This window comes from Cellulomonas sp. P2_B4 (assembly GCF_056404795.1).
The window spans coordinates 1-14,140 of sequence record NZ_JBFUDI010000010.1; the positions used below are offsets into that span (position 1 = coordinate 1).

Genomic DNA, 14,140 nt, shown 5'->3' on the forward strand with positions numbered 1-14,140 from the left:
GCTCGGCGCGCTCGGTCGCCACCCGCGCGGCGTCGAGCGCGGCGACGGCGGCGGCCTCGCGGGCACCGGCGGCGAACCCGGCCGCGAAGCCGGCCGACTCGGCGGCCCGGCGGACCTCGTCGGTCAGCTCGCTCGTCTCCAGACCGGACGGCCGGAACATGTCGAGGTCCGGCGCGGCCGACGCGGCAAGCGGCTGCACGACGCCGAACCCGCCCGGCACGAAGCCGGCAGGTGCACGCGTCGTCGTCGGCATGCCGACCAGCCCGTCACGCAACGAACTCGTCCTCACCGTCGCGCCGCAGCACGATCTGGCCGGACTCCTCGAGCCGGCGGATCGACTGGACGATGTTGGAGCGGGCGTCCTCGACCTGCGACAGACGCACCGGGCCGAGCATGTCGATCTCCTCGACGAGGTTCTCGCGGGCCCGCTCGGACAGGTTGCGCAGCACCATGTCGCGGACCTCCTCGGCCACGCCCTTGAGCGCGACCGAGAGCTCGCTCGTCTCCACGGAGCGCAGCACCAGCTGCATCGCGCGGTCCTCGAGCAGGACGATGTCGCCGAACACGAACATCCGGCTGCGGACCTCCTCGGCCAGCGCCTCGTCGCGGGCCTCCAGGCCCTCGAGGATCAGCTTCTCCGTGGTGGGGTCCGCGCGGTTGATGATCTCGACCAGCGGCTGCACGCCGCCGACCGGGGCCAGCTCGCGCGGGGCCAGGACTGTGGACGCCTTGCGCTGCAGCGACTCGGCGATCATCGCGACGACGTCCGGCGAGGCGCGCTCCATGAGAGCGATGCGGTGCGCGACGTCGCCCTGCAGGCCCGGCTCGAGGCCGGCCAGGATCGACGACGCGTGCGCGGGCTGCAGGTGCGCGAGCACGAGCGCGATCGCCTGCGGGTGCTCACCGTTCAGCAGCGAGAGCACCTGGCGTGCGTCGGCCTGCTGGAGGAACTCGAACGGCTGCCCGGCCATGCTCGTCTGCAGCCGCTCCATCATGCTGGCGGCCTGCTCCGCGCCGAGCGAGGACAGGAGCAGGTGCTGGGCCATGCCCATGCCGCCGCCCACGCCCGGCCCGATGACCGAGGCCGCGTAGAACTCCTCGAGCACCTCGTCGGCCTGGGCCTGGTCGACGCGCTCCAGGCGCATGATCTCGCCCGTGAGCTCCTCGATCTCGGCCACGTCCATCTCGGCCATGACCTTGGCGGCGCGCTCCTTGCCCAGCTGGAGCAGGAGCATCGCAGCCTTCTGCGTGCCGGTCAGCGTGCTCATCGACGGACCCCGCCCGACTCGGCGAGCCATCCGCGCAGGAGGTCGGCGACCTCGTCAGGCTGCTCGTCGGCGAGCGCACCGATCTCGGCGCGCTTGAGGGCGACCGGGTCGGGGGCCAGCGAGACCGGCGCGGCCGGGAGGGCCGGGATCTCGTCGGCGTCGGCACCCTCGAGCGCCAGCGGGTCGCTCCCGGCGCCGTTGAGCACGGACAGCTCGCCCAGGTCGAGCGAGGTTCGACGAGCCTTGCGGCTGGAGCGGCGGGCGACCGAGACGATGATGATCAGGACGATCAGGCCGAGCACGGCGGCCCCGCCGATCGCGCCCTTCTCCACCAGCGCGTTCTGTGCGGCGACCTTCGCGGCGGCGTCCGCCTCGGCGAGCGCCTGCTCGGCGGCCTCCGCCTGGGTCGTGTCGAACGCCATGGCCTGGACCTCGATGGTGTCCCCGCGGGTGGTGTCGATGCCGGCCGCGGCCGCCACCATCGCCTGCAGGTTGGCCATGTCGATGCCCGTGGCGGCGTCCGAGTTCACCGCGACGGCGACGGACTGACGCTCCACGCCACCCGGCGCGGCCTTGACGGTCTCGGTCGACTTGTTGACGGAGTTGGTGACGTCCTCGGTGGTCGACTTGTAGTCGCCCGAGCCGGAGGCGTCGCCGGGGACGGCGATGTTGTCCGGGCCGAGCACACCGGTCGCGCCGGGGGCACCACCGCTGTACTCCTCCGACTTCGTCGACGACGCGAGCGGGGGCGTGTCCGGCGTCGCCGAGAACTCCTCGGTGGTCGTCGACTTCTCGTCGTAGTTGAGCTGCGCGTTCACGGTGACCGCCGCGTTGCCGGCGCCGACGACGCGGTCGAGCAGCTGCTGCACGGCGGCGCTGACGCGGCCCTCGTAGTCGGTGGTCTGCTGGTCGGCCATGCCCGAGCCGGTGGCGCCGACCCCGACGGAGGACAGCACCTTCCCGGTCGAGTCGACGACGGCGACGTCCGTCGTCTTCATGTCCGGGATGCCGGCCGAGACCAGGTGGACGATCGACTGGACCTGCTCGGGGTCGAGGGACGTGCCGCGCGTCGTGCGCACGAACACCGAGGCGGTCGGGTCCGCCTTCTTCTCGACGAAGACCGTGTCCTGCGGGACGGCGAGCTTGACGGTCGCCGTCTCGACACCGTCGATCGCGCCGATCGTCTTGGCCAGCTCGCCCTCCAGCGCGCGCTGGTAGGTGGTCTCCTGCTGGAACTCCGAGGCCGTCATGGGCATGTCGTCGAGCAGCGAGTAGCCGCCGCCGTCCGCGTTGGACGGCAGGCCGGCCGCGGCCAGCTTGATGCGCTCGCTGTACAGGGCGCTGGCGGGGACGAGCACCGTCGAGCCGCCGTCGGCGAGCTCGTAGGTGACGCCGTCGGCGTCGAGCTGGTCGACGACCGCACTGGCGTCCGCACCGGAGAGGCTGGTGAACAGCGGGCTCAGGTTCGGCTTGCTCAGGTAGGTGCTCAGGAACATGACGCCGAGCGCCAGGACGGCGATCCCGATGACACCGAGCGTGCGCTGCGCCATCGAGAACTGCTTGATGGCGCCGTTGAGGCGGTCGATCGCCGCCTGGAGCTGCGCGGGCATCAGGCCTGCATCCGCATGATCTCGTTGAACGCCTCGACGGCCTTGTTGCGCACGGCGGCGGTCAGCTCGAGGGCGGTCGACGACTCGGCCGCCGCGATCGTGTAGTCGTGCACGTCGTCGAGGTCACCCGTGACGGCCTTGACCGCGAGGTCGTTGGTCGTCGACTGCATCTGCTGCAGGTTCTCGATGCCGCTCAGCACTCCTGCGAAGCCGGGGCCGGAGGTCGAGGCGGTGCCGGCGGTCTCCATGACCGAGTGGGTCGGCGCGACCGACGTGACGGAGGACAGGCCGCTGATCGCGGCGACGGGGACAGTCATCAGTTGCGTCCGATCTGGAGGGCTGCCTGGTAGGTCTCCTTGGCGCGGTCCACCACGGCGGCATTCGCCTGGTAGCCGCGCTGGGCCATGATCAGCTGGGTCATCTGGCTCGACATGTCGATGTCGGGGTAGCGCACGTAGCCCTGCTCGTCGGCCAGCGGGTGGTCGGGCTCGTAGACCATGCGGCCCTCGCCGCTGCCCTCGAGGATCCCCGCGACCTGCACGCCGCTGCTCATTTCGCCGGGCCCGGCGACCATCTCCTGCGCGATCACGTACTTCTGCTTGAACGCCTCCTCGTCCGTGGCGCGGACCGTGTTGACGTTGGCGAGGTTGTCGCTGACCGCGTCGAGCCACTTGCGGTGGACCGTCAGACCGGTGCTCGCGATGCCGATGGCGCCGAAGATCGTCATCAGCTCGTCCGCATCGCGGTGCGCATGCTGGCGAACTGTCCGGAGACGGCCTGCGTGGCCAGCTGGTAGCGGAGGTTCGTGTCGACGTTCAGCAGCGTCTCCTCGTCGAGGTTCACGTTGTTCCCGTCCATACGGGTGGGCTCGAGCGAGCGGGCGACGTGCGCCTGGACGGCACCGCTGCCCCGGCCGACGGCCTTGGACAGCTCGTCCTCGAACGACACGCGCTGGGCGTGGTAGCCGGGGGTCTGGATGTTCGCGACGTTGTCAGCGATGACGCGCTGGCGCAGGGCCAGGCCGTCGAGCGCGCTCTGGAGCGCGACGGAGCTCACGGAATCGAACATGCGAAGGGTCCACCTCACCGACGAAGTGCGTGTCGGCCAATCCTTGGCCTGCTGCATGAGCGATCCGTGCTCACCCGACCCATCGGTCGGACGCCCGGCCTGTGTAGGGGAATCCCTGGCCGATGTGGTCAATCACCCGTTCGGCCGTAGGTCGTTGCTGCCAGCAACCGTGCTGGTCAGGCGTCCAGCTCGGACGTGCGGGCACGGCTGCGCGGCCCGGAGCACACGACGGCCTCGCCGAGGACTGCGGCGGCGTCAGGCCTCGTCGTCGAAGTAGACGGCGTGGTCCTGGCGGAAGCTCAGCACCCGGGTGGCCGCGAGCTGGCGGCGGCTGACGACGGCGGCCTCGCCGACGCGACGGGCGGTGTCGAGCTGTCGGTCCAGCAGCGCGCGTGCGCGGACCTCGAGCGAGGCGGGCAGCGGACCCAGGTCGTGCGGAGGGTGCCAGGCGGCGGCCGCGGCGACGTCGTGCACGGAGGTCAGGTGCGCGGTGCGCAGCAGCTCGTCGGCCGCCTCGACGTCGAGCTCGAGCGCGTCGAGCGCGTCGGACCAGGCGCAGACCCAGGAGTCGTCCGGGCGGGACACGCCCTGGTGGGCCCCGCTGTCGGGGACGAGGTTGTGCGGTGCCCAGCTGAGGTCGGACATGTCAGCCGACGCCGAGGAGCCTGGCGCTCATCACGGTGTCGCGCGTCGGCGTCGCGCCGACCCCGGCCGACGCCGTGCGGGCGAGCTGGTCGGCCGCCTCCTGCCAGGCCTCGGCCAGCGGCAGGATGAGGTCGCGGCACGCGACGGCGCGCTCGGCGTCACCCTTGACGCCGGCCTCGATGAGCTCGGCGAGCAGGTACCGGTAGATCGACATGAGCTGCGCGCCACCGTCCCAGGCGTCCACCTGCAGGCTCACCATGAGCTCGGCGACGATCTCCTGGGCGTGCACGAGGTGCTGGGTGCCGTCGACGCGCTGGCCCGACCGGAAGCAGGTGACCGCGCGGTCGACGTCGAGGAGCATGCGGTCGTACAGCATGGTGAGCAGGCGCGCGGGACCGACCGTGGCGACCGCGGAGGCCACGTACTGCGAACGGACGCTGTGCATGAGGGGTGCCCTTCGGTTCGGTCGGTGGACGGGGAGCGTGGACGAGGAGCGCGGGTGGCGCTCAGCTGCTGCTGAGGGACGCCAGCTGGCTGGACAGCCAGGACGACTGCGACTTGAGCCCCGAGAGCGTGACCTCGAGGTCGGAGTAGGTCTTCTGCAACGACTCGCGACGCAGCGCGAGCCGGGTGTCCCAGGCCTCGATCTGGTCGTTGAGGTCCTTGACCACGCTCTGCTGGCCGGTGATCTTCTGCGTGAGCGAGCCGCTGATCGAGTCGCTCGCGCCCTTGGCCACGTCGGCGACGCGCTGCGAGATGCCGGCGACGACCTTCTGCACCTGCGCCGGGTCCTTGTCGAGCGCCGCCGCGAACACGGCGGAGTCGAACGTGAAGGTGCCGTCGCGGCCGATCGTGATGCCGACCGACGAGGGCGAGACGCCGTCGACCGGGTACGAGGCGGCAGTGGCCACCGACTGCTGCAGCGCGCGGACCGCGCTGTCGCCGGAGAACAGTCCGCCGGTGACGACCGGGTTGCCGTCGGCGTCCTTCGTGGAGGTGGTCGCCGTGCGCGAGGTGATCTCGGACAGGACCACCCCGAGCGAGCCGACCAGGCCCGAGGCGAGCGCGCTGAGCGCGGCGGCGTCCCGGTCCACGGTGAGGGTGACGGGGTCCGTCTCCACCTTGGAGACCGTGAACGACGTGCCCGCGAGCACGTCGGAGAACGTGTTGGTCTTGGAGGTGGCCTGCTGGGCGGCGGCAGTGCCGGGCCACAGCGTGACCTGGGCGTCCTGCGCGGTGCGCGAGGCGACGAGGCCGATCGCGGTGGCGGTGCCACCCTCGACCTCGGCCTTGGTGCCGGCGTAGACCTCGAACGCCGCGGCGGCGCCCGTGTCCTTGGCGGTGAGCTGCAGCCGCGTGGTGCCGTTGACCGTCACGGCGACCGCGGCGACGCCTGCGGTCGAGCCGGAGATCGCCTTGGCGAGCGCGGAGGCGTCGGAGCCGACGGCGACCTCGGTGAGGGTTCCGTCGGCCTTCTTGATCGTGACGGTCGAGGCGCCACCGGTCAGGGTGGTCAGGTCGGTGAACGACCCGGTCAGCGAGATCTGGCTCTGCGCGACCTTGTCGACCGTGAAGCTCAGGGACGTGGCCTGCGCGACGTTCGTGGTGCTCGCCGTGACGGACGTGGCCGAGCTCGAAGCCTTCGTCGCGCCCCAGGAGGTGGCGGTGGCGGCCTTCTTGGCGGCGTCGGCGAGCGAGGCGACCTTCGAGTTGAGCGCCTGCAGCGCCGAGACCATCGAGGTGGTGCTCGTCTGCTTGGACTTGAGCAGCGTCTGGGGCTGGCTCTCGGCCGACATCAACGAGTTGATGAGCGCCGTCGTATCGAGGCCGGAGATCAGGCCGTCGATCCCGAGAGAAGCCATGAGCCGATCCGTCCGTTCGAGTTGCGCGGGTGCTGCGGTGCGGCCGGGACCGGCCGGGTGGTGCACCGGTGGCGGGCGTCTCGACGACAGCCCGCCACCGGTGGTCGTGCATGGGTGAGGAGGGGTTACCTMCCGTCCCGGTCAGATCACCGCAGGAGCGAGAGCACGCCCTGGGGGATCTGGTTGGCCTGCGCGAGCATCGCCGTGCCGGCCTGCGAGAGGATCTGCGCCCGCGTGAAAGAGACCATCTCGGACGCCATGTCGGTGTCGCGGATCCGGCTCTCGGAAGCGGAGAGGTTCTCCACCGCCACGTTGACGTTCTTGATGGTGTGCTCGAAGCGGTTCTGGAGAGCACCCAGGCCGGCACGAGCGGTCGAGACGGACTTGATCTGGGCGTCGATGCGGGTGATGGAGTTCTGCGCGGCGCTGGCCGAGGAGAAGTCCAGACCCGTGGTGCCCGTGACCGCGGCGGAGGTGGCAAGACCGGTACCCGCGCTGGCGTCCGTGCCGGCCGTGGCGCCACCGACGACGGTGCCACCGTTCTTGGCCTGGACGATCAGGTGGTTGGTCGTGCTGTCGACCGAGGCCGTCAGGTCGGCGCTGAACGCCGAGTCCGAGTTGAGCTTGTCGGCCAGGCCCTGCACCGTGTTGATCGAGCCGGCCGCGCCGACCGAGGCCGTGGTGACGGTCTTGGTCGCACCCGGCGTGGTGATGCTGAACGACATCGCACCCGTGACGGTGGTCGGGGTGGCGACGGCGATGTCCGTGCCGCTCGAGGCAGCGCCGAGCGACGCGGCGATGGCCGAGACGTTCGCACCCGAGAGGTTCACCGAGATCTGCGAGTTGGCGTCGCCGTCGGCGCCGACCTGGAACTTGAGGGTCCCGGCCGAGCCGTCGAGCAGCTTGGTGCCGTTGAAGTTGGTGGACTTCGAGATGCGGTCGAGCTCCGAGACGAGCGAGTCCGACTCGGTCTTGATGTTGGCGCGGGCGTCCGCGTTGTTGGAGTCGTTACCGGCCTGGACGGCCAGGTCACGAACACGCTGCAGGATCGAGTGGACCTCGGTCAGGGCACCCTCAGCGGTCTGGACGACGGAGACGCCGTCCTGAGCGTTGCGCGCCGCAACCTTCAGACCACCGACCTGCGAGCGCAGGCCCTCGGAGATCGCCAGGCCGGCTGCGTCGTCCGCCGCGCGGTTGATGCGGAAGCCGGACGAGAGCTTCTCCAGCGACTTGCTGAGGTCGTTCTGCGTGTTGGACAGGTTGCGGTACGAGTTGACGGCCGCGATGTTCTGGTTGATCGAGAGACCCATGATGATCTTCCTCCTTGATTCGGGTCAGGCTGCCCATCCATGGGCACAACCCTCTGATCGGCGGGGCGGGGCGGTTGTAAAGGATTGCGGCCGACGAATTTTCTTGGCTCGGCGAACCCGGTACAGACCGACGTCTGTGCAGGTCAGGCCGGGGTCGCGTGCTCCCCGTCCGCCCGATGGGCCGCCCCGACGCGTTCGCGGGCTGCCTCCTGCGCCGACGCGGGGTGCGGCGAGGGGACGATTCCGCGGGGTGCCATGGGCGACGCCATGGACGCCATCGCCGCACGCGCGGCCACGGCCGCGAAGTACTTCTGACGACGACGCTCGGCCACACCGTCGGGCCGCTCGGCCGTCGGGAGCATGTCGGGGTCGAGGCCCGCGTTGAGCCCGTCGCGCAGGAGGGAGAGCGCCTCGGTGCGCAGCTGGCTGATGCGCGACTGCGTGACACCCAGCTCGTCGGCGAGCTCGGCGACCGACCGGTCCTGCAGGAAGATGCCGTCGACGACGACGCGCAGCCGCTCGGGCAGCGTGTGCACGGCGGCGCGCAGCCAGCGCAGGCGCTCGTCGGAGAGCAGGGCCTCCTCCGGGTTCGGTGAGCCGTCGCGGACCAGCTCGGCCACGGGGACGTCGCTGGAGTCCATCGACAGCACCCGGCGCGCGGCGTCCTGGCTGGCGCGGTCGACGGCCGCGATGTCCGTGCCGAGCGCGCCGGCGAGCTCCTCGCGGCTCGGCGCGCGGCCCAGGGCGGCGGTGAGCCGCTCCGAGGTCGACGCCAGCTCGCGGACCCGTTGGCGTGCGCCGCGGGTGGCCCAGTCCATGCTGCGCAGCTCGTCGACGAGCGCGCCGCGGATGCGCAGGGAGGCGTAGCGGGCGAACGGGACCCCGGTGGTGGGGTCGTAGGCACGGGCAGCCATCACGAGAGCGAGACTCCCGGCAGAGACGAGCTCGTCCCGGGAGACCGATGGCGGCACCCGGTGCAGGAGCTCACTGACGGCATACCCGACGAGGGGCATGTTCGCGAGGACGAGGTCGTCGACGGTGGGGGTAGGCGTGGTCACGAGGACTCGCTCGGTCCGTCCGCTGCACGGCTTGAGGATTCGTTCAAACCCGTGACCAATTGGAGCAACACCCGTTGGGAACACGCTCTCCACTGTTTGCCGCGTGATCACGCGGAACTTCGGCGCGGGTGCTGGCACCTGTCACAACACTCTGTGATGTAGATCACACTGTTCGGGTTGCCGAACTTGGACATCTGCACAATTGTCAGGGTTCAGTCACAGGGGAAGCGCTTGCTGAGACAAGTCACGGCCTGTGTCACCGCATATCGGACACTCGTGACAGAAGTCGTCACCCCAGATTCGTCACAATCGCAGGGCACCTGTCCGATAGGTGGATGCAGACGCACCCCGAGCCCGACCGGACCAGGGGAGGAAAGGAACCGGACCATGTCACTGACGCAGCTGTCCGACGTGCTGTGGCGCGAGCGGAACCTGCTGGAGCTCCTGCTGTTCAAGCTGGAGGAGGAGCAGATGATCCTCACCAGCGGGCGCACGCGGTGGCTCGGCCACGCCACGCGTGAGGTCGAGGCCGTCCTGGACGAGATCCGCGACGCCGAGCTCGGCCGTGCCGTGGAGGCCGACGAGGTCGCCAGGGTCGTCGGCCTGGAGCCGGGTGCCAGCCTCGCCGAGCTCGCCGACGCCGCTCCCGAGCCCTGGGACGAGCTGCTGCGCGCCCACCGCGACGCGTTCGCCACCCTGACCATGGAGATCTCGCAGCTGGCCGACGGGAACCGCGAGCTGCTCGCGATGTCGCACCGCGCCACCCAGGAGACGCTCCTGTCCCTCCAGGACGTCCACACCTATGACGGGTCCGGCCACGCCGCCCCGTCCCGAGCGGCGGCGCAGCTCGTCGACCGTTCGTTCTGAGACAGGGAACACAGTGAGCACCTTCTCCGGACTCGGCACCGCGCTCAGCTCGCTGATCGCGCAGCGCCAGGGCCTCGACGTCGCCGGCCAGAACGTGGCCAACGCCAACACGGTCGGCTACACCCGCCAGCGAGCGACGCTCGCCGCCCTGCCCTCGGCCAACGTGCCGTCGATGTTCTCGACGAACGACGGAGCCGGCCAGGGCGTGCGGGTCACCGGCATCGACCGGCTCGCCGACGCCTTCCTCGACGCCCGCCTGCGCACGCAGACGTCGGGCGCCTCCTACCTCAAGGCCCGCGCCGACGCCTACACGACGCTCGAGGGCAGCATCGGCGAGCCGGGCACCACCGGGCTCGCCAACCAGCTCTCCACCCTCTGGGGCGCGTGGGGCGATGTCGCCAACACCCCCGACAAGGGCTCGGCGCGCGCGGTGCTTCTCAACCAGGCGAACGCCGTCGTCGACCGCATCGCGACCCTGTACTCCGCGGCGGACACGCAGTGGACCCAGGCCCGCGCCACCACGGTCTCGCTCGTCGACCAGGTCAACACGACCGCGGCGGGCGTCGCCGACCTGAACGGCCGGATCCTCGACATCACGAACAGCGGCGGCTCGGCCAGCGAGCTCATGGACCAGCGCGACCAGCTGATCACGCAGCTGTCCGCGACGGTCGGCGCGTCGATCGTCGTGCAGCCGAACGGCCAGATGAACGTGCTCGTGGGCGGCAACGCCCTCGTCTCGGGCGTCCACGCGCACCCCCTCGCCGTCACCGGCGCGCAGGTGTTCAGCGAGGCGACGGGCGACGCCACGGCGGTCCCGCCGGTCGCCGGCACCGGCGTCCAGGTGGTCTGGGCCGAGCACCCCACCCGATCCGCGGCCCTCGACGGCGGCCGCGTGGCCGGCCTGCTCTCCGTGCTCGCCCCGCCGGACGCCACCGGCACGGGCGGCGTGCTCACCGAGGCGGCCGCCCGCTACGACGCGCTGGCGACGACGCTGGCCACCCAGGTCAACGCCCTGCACGGCACCGCGCTGACCGTCCCGACGCCGCCCGCCACCGTGGGCACCGCCGGGGGCGACTTCTTCACGTTCACCGCGGGACGTCCAGCGGCCCTCGGCCTCACCGTCGCGATCACCGACCCCGCAGGCGTGGCCGTGGGCGGCGCGGGCGGCGGCGCGCTCGACGGTTCGGTGGGCGCCGCGATCGCGGACCTCGCCAACGCGACCGGCGGCCCCAACGCCCAGTGGAGCAAGGCCGTCGTCGAGATCGGCTCCCGCACCGCGTCCGCGTCGTCGCGTGCCAAGGTGGCGGAGTCTGCCCGTGCGACCGCCGAGGCCGGCCAGCTCTCGCAGGCCAGCGTCGACACCGACGAAGAGACCGTGTCCATGTTGGCCTACCAGCGCGCGTACGAAGGTGCCGCCCGCGTGCTCACGGCCATCGACGAGATGCTCGACACCCTCATCAACCGCACCGGCGTGGTCGGGAGGTAGACACCGTGATCCCTCGAGTGACTCAGCAGACGGTCCAGCGGCAGACGCTGGCCAACCTTCAGGGCAACCTGTCGGCGATGGCGGCCCTGCAGGCGCAGATGTCGAGCGGCAAGAAGATCAGTGCGCCGTCCGACGACCCCGCGGGCGCCTCCGACCTCCTGCGCCTGCGCAGCGAGCAGCGCACGATCGCGCAGCACACGCGCAACGCGGCCGACGGCGGCTCGTGGCTCACCACGGTGGACACGGCGATGTCGACGTCCCTGGAGCAGCTGCGCCGGGCCCGCGACCTCGCGGTGCAGGGCGGCGACGGGGCCCTCGGGCAGACGTCGCGCGATGCTCTGGCCACGGAGATCGACGGGGTGAAGGCCTCGCTGCTCTCGCAGGCGAACACCACGTACCTGGGCCGCACGGTCTTCGCCGGCACGTCCAACGCCGGCATCGCGTTCGACCCGGCCACGTACACCTACACGGGCAGCCCCACAGCCGCGCCGGTCGAGCGGCGGGTCGGCCCGACGGCCACCGTGCGGGTCGACTCGGACGGTGCCGCGGTCTTCGGTGACGGCGCCACCTCGGTGTTCGCGCTGCTCGACCAGGTCTCCGCCACGCTCCGCGCCGGCGGCGACCCGACCGTCCACCTGGACGCGATCGACTCCCGCATGGAGGCGATGCTCACCGAGGTCGCGTCGGTCGGCGCCCGCCACGACCAGGTGCTCACCGCGACCTCGTCGCTCGGGGACTCGGACCTCAACGTGAAGTCGCAGCTGTCAGGGGTCGAGGACATCGACCTGGCCAAGATCATCATGGAGCTGCAGATGCAGGAGGTCGCCTACAACGGCGCACTCGGTGCGGCGGCCAAGGTGATCCAGCCTTCCCTGTCAGACTTCCTCCGATGAGCACGATCACGACCGGCCCCGCCGGAACCGTCCACGTCGCCGCCGGCCCCGGCGAGGACGTGGACGTGCCCGCGCTCCTCGAGCTCGTCGCGCCCCTGCCGGGCCTGCCCGGCCACCTGCGCTACGTCCTCGACCCGCTCGACGACGGCGGCGTCCTCTTCGCGCTGCGCAGCATCCCGGCCGACGACCAGGACGCGCCGATCCGGCTGTTCGTCGTCAGCCCGTCGATCCACTTCCCGGACTACACGCCGACCATCGACGCCGGCGCGCTCGAGTGGGAGGCCGTCGCCGAGTCGACGGTCGTGCTCGTCGTGGTCCACCCCGGGCTCGGCGACCAGGACGGCCCGACGGCCAACCTGCTCGCACCGCTCGTCGTCGACGCCCGGACCGGTTCGGCCGCCCAGATCGTGCTCGACGGCGACTGGCCCGTGCGCGCACCCGTCGGCTGACAGCTCTCACCCGCGTCCCTCGTCGCGAATCCTCACGTTCCGGTCCTCCCGACCGATGAGGAGGGTCAGCGACCAGGGCGACGGGGAGAACACAGTGCTTGGGAACGAGATCCAGACAGACCGCACCGTTCGGCGGGCGACGCTGCACCGGCAGCCGATCGTGAACCCGGACCGGTCCGTGTTCGGCTACGCCGTGCGCGGCGACGTCCCCGGCTCCGAGGGTGCGCTGGACTCCGACACGCTCGTGGAGAGCGCCCTCGACCTGGGCTACTCCACGCTGGACCCGCAGACGATCGCGGGCGACTTCCCGCTGATGCTCCGCGCGACGAGCGGCCTGCTCATCGGCGCGACCCCCCTGCCGCGCGCGCCCGGTGGCGTCATCCTCGAGCTCCCCCTGTGGCTCGCGTCGTACGCCGACATCGCGGCACGGCTGGTCGGGCTGCGTGCGCAGCGCGTCGGCCTGGCGATCGGCGACTACACCGGCGACCCGTCGCAGGACGGCATCCTGCCGCTGGTGGACTTCGTCAAGATCAACCTCGCCCGCAGCGCCGACGTCGCCGAGCTGGTGCGCCGCGCCCACGAGGCGGGCGCCCGCGTCATCGGCGAGCGCGCCGACACCGGCGAGACCGTCGCGCGCGCCCTTGAGCTGGGCATGGACCTGCTGCAGGGCCCGATGTTCGAGCGCCGGCAGGGCACGTCGACCCGTGACTTCACCGCTGGCGAGGCCCAGTGCCTCAACCTCGTGCGCGTGCTGTCCGCCGACCGGCCCGACCCCGAGGCCGTGGTGCGCACCATCTCGTCGGACCCCGAGCTGACCATGCGCGTCCTGCACCTGGTGAACTCCTCCGCGTCCGGCCTGCGCCGGCCCATCGACTCGGTCCGCCAGGCGGTCGTCCTGCTCGGTCCGCGCCAGCTGACCACGCTCGCCATGGCGTCCCTGATCAACGCCCAGCCCGCGACCGTCGGCACCCTGTGGTCGATCCTCGCGCGCGCCATCGCCTGCTACGCCCTGTCCGACTCGGGCGCCGGGTACACCGTCGGCCTGCTCTCCGCGGTCGCCCAGCAGCAGAACCTCTCGGTCGAGTCGCTGGTCAGCCGGTCCGGGGTGTCCGACGACATCGCGGACGCCCTGCGCGACCAGTCCGGGCCCTACGGTCCCGTGCTGGCCGCCGTCATGGCGCACGAGGAGAACGACATCGAGGGCGTCGCGGCCACCGGGCTCGAGCCGTGGGACGTCGCACACGCCTACCTCGCGGCCGTGCCGGAGGCCCTGGCCACCGCGACGTCGATGGCGGTCGCCACGCGCTGAGCCTCGCCGGCGCGGGCTACCCTCGTGCGGTGCCGTCGTCCCGCTCGTCCATGCTGAACCCCCGCCGCACCCCGCCGCCGCCGGTCCCGGTCAACTTCGGTCGGGTGATGCGCGTCGGCACGCTCGTGTGGGCGGTCGCGCTCGTCGTCACCGTCGTGCTCGCGGCGACCGGGTCGATCGCCTGGGACGCTGCCTGGGTCTGCGGCGTCGGCATCGTGCTCGGTCTGCTCGGCGCTCGCTGGGCCCGTCGGCACCCGCCGGAGACGTCCGAGGCTCCCCCGGCCCCGGCGGGCCCCGCCTCCTCGGTCGAGTAGC

The 14,140-nt window shown here is 71.5% G+C and carries 16 protein-coding genes and 1 pseudogene; 6 read left to right on the top strand and 11 right to left on the bottom strand.

Annotation, left to right across the window (positions count from 1 at the left end; genetic code table 11):
- From AC1DZC_RS15820 to AC1DZC_RS15870, 11 genes and pseudogenes are all read right to left on the bottom strand, one after another.
- On the bottom strand, positions 1-274 hold a 274-nt coding region (locus AC1DZC_RS15820), incomplete at its 3' end, for a hypothetical protein (protein ID WP_477043932.1).
- A complete protein-coding gene (gene fliG / locus AC1DZC_RS15825) occupies positions 267-1,268 on the bottom strand; it encodes a flagellar motor switch protein FliG (RefSeq protein ID WP_477039788.1) in 1,002 nt (333 codons plus the stop codon). The genes fliG and AC1DZC_RS15820, both read right to left, overlap by 8 nt.
- A complete protein-coding gene (gene fliF / locus AC1DZC_RS15830) occupies positions 1,265-2,878 on the bottom strand; it encodes a flagellar basal-body MS-ring/collar protein FliF (RefSeq protein ID WP_477043933.1) in 1,614 nt (537 codons plus the stop codon). Before fliF ends, fliG begins: the two co-directional genes overlap by 4 nt.
- A complete protein-coding gene (fliE, locus tag AC1DZC_RS15835; RefSeq protein WP_477039786.1) occupies positions 2,878-3,195 on the bottom strand; it encodes a flagellar hook-basal body complex protein FliE in 318 nt (105 codons plus the stop codon). The genes fliF and fliE overlap by 1 nt, the downstream gene beginning before the upstream one ends.
- Positions 3,195-3,605, bottom strand: a complete 411-nt coding sequence (gene flgC / locus AC1DZC_RS15840; RefSeq protein ID WP_477043934.1) for a flagellar basal body rod protein FlgC — start codon at positions 3,603-3,605, stop codon at positions 3,195-3,197. Before flgC ends, fliE begins: the two co-directional genes overlap by 1 nt.
- Positions 3,605-3,946 carry a flagellar basal body rod protein FlgB gene (locus AC1DZC_RS15845; RefSeq protein ID WP_477043935.1) on the bottom strand — a complete coding sequence of 114 codons (342 nt, stop codon included), beginning with the start codon at positions 3,944-3,946 and terminating at the stop codon, positions 3,605-3,607. The genes flgC and AC1DZC_RS15845 overlap by 1 nt, the downstream gene beginning before the upstream one ends.
- A gap of 255 nt (positions 3,947-4,201) precedes the next feature.
- Complete coding sequence (locus tag AC1DZC_RS15850) at positions 4,202-4,591, bottom strand: hypothetical protein (protein ID WP_477043936.1); 390 nt, start codon at positions 4,589-4,591, stop codon at positions 4,202-4,204.
- A gap of 100 nt (positions 4,592-4,691) precedes the next feature.
- Positions 4,692-5,036: pseudogene (locus AC1DZC_RS15855) on the bottom strand (flagellar export chaperone FliS); the annotation flags it as partial.
- A gap of 61 nt (positions 5,037-5,097) precedes the next feature.
- Positions 5,098-6,453, bottom strand: a complete 1,356-nt coding sequence (fliD, locus tag AC1DZC_RS15860) for a flagellar filament capping protein FliD (protein WP_477043937.1) — start codon at positions 6,451-6,453, stop codon at positions 5,098-5,100.
- 146 nt (positions 6,454-6,599) lie between these two features.
- Positions 6,600-7,763: a flagellin N-terminal helical domain-containing protein gene (locus tag AC1DZC_RS15865; RefSeq protein WP_477039780.1), complete on the bottom strand. Its 1,164-nt coding sequence runs from the start codon at positions 7,761-7,763 to the stop codon at positions 6,600-6,602.
- A gap of 143 nt (positions 7,764-7,906) precedes the next feature.
- Positions 7,907-8,821, bottom strand: coding sequence for a sigma-70 family RNA polymerase sigma factor (locus tag AC1DZC_RS15870; RefSeq protein WP_477043938.1), 915 nt, complete (start codon positions 8,819-8,821; stop codon positions 7,907-7,909).
- A gap of 387 nt (positions 8,822-9,208) precedes the next feature.
- On the opposite strand from AC1DZC_RS15870, the gene flgN reads away from it, so the two are divergent.
- From flgN to AC1DZC_RS15900, 6 genes are all read left to right on the top strand, one after another.
- On the top strand, positions 9,209-9,688 hold the full coding sequence (flgN, locus tag AC1DZC_RS15875; RefSeq protein ID WP_477039778.1) for a flagellar export chaperone FlgN: 480 nt from the start codon (positions 9,209-9,211) through the stop codon (positions 9,686-9,688).
- Between the two features lie 13 nt (positions 9,689-9,701).
- Positions 9,702-11,174 (top strand): flagellar hook-associated protein FlgK, encoded by a 1,473-nt coding sequence (gene flgK / locus AC1DZC_RS15880; protein ID WP_477039777.1) that lies wholly within the window; start codon positions 9,702-9,704, stop codon positions 11,172-11,174.
- A 5-nt stretch (positions 11,175-11,179) separates the two neighbouring features.
- Positions 11,180-12,067, top strand: a complete 888-nt coding sequence (flgL, locus tag AC1DZC_RS15885) for a flagellar hook-associated protein FlgL (protein ID WP_477043939.1) — start codon at positions 11,180-11,182, stop codon at positions 12,065-12,067.
- Positions 12,064-12,516: a flagellar assembly protein FliW gene (locus tag AC1DZC_RS15890; protein WP_477039775.1), complete on the top strand. Its 453-nt coding sequence runs from the start codon at positions 12,064-12,066 to the stop codon at positions 12,514-12,516. The genes flgL and AC1DZC_RS15890 overlap by 4 nt, the downstream gene beginning before the upstream one ends.
- Before the next feature lie 94 nt (positions 12,517-12,610).
- A complete protein-coding gene (locus tag AC1DZC_RS15895; RefSeq protein ID WP_477039774.1) occupies positions 12,611-13,825 on the top strand; it encodes an EAL and HDOD domain-containing protein in 1,215 nt (404 codons plus the stop codon).
- A gap of 29 nt (positions 13,826-13,854) precedes the next feature.
- The gene (locus AC1DZC_RS15900) at positions 13,855-14,139 is read left to right on the top strand and encodes a DUF2530 domain-containing protein (protein ID WP_477039773.1); all 285 of its coding nucleotides are present in this window, start codon (positions 13,855-13,857) and stop codon (positions 14,137-14,139) included.
- Position 14,140 lies beyond the last annotated feature (1 nt).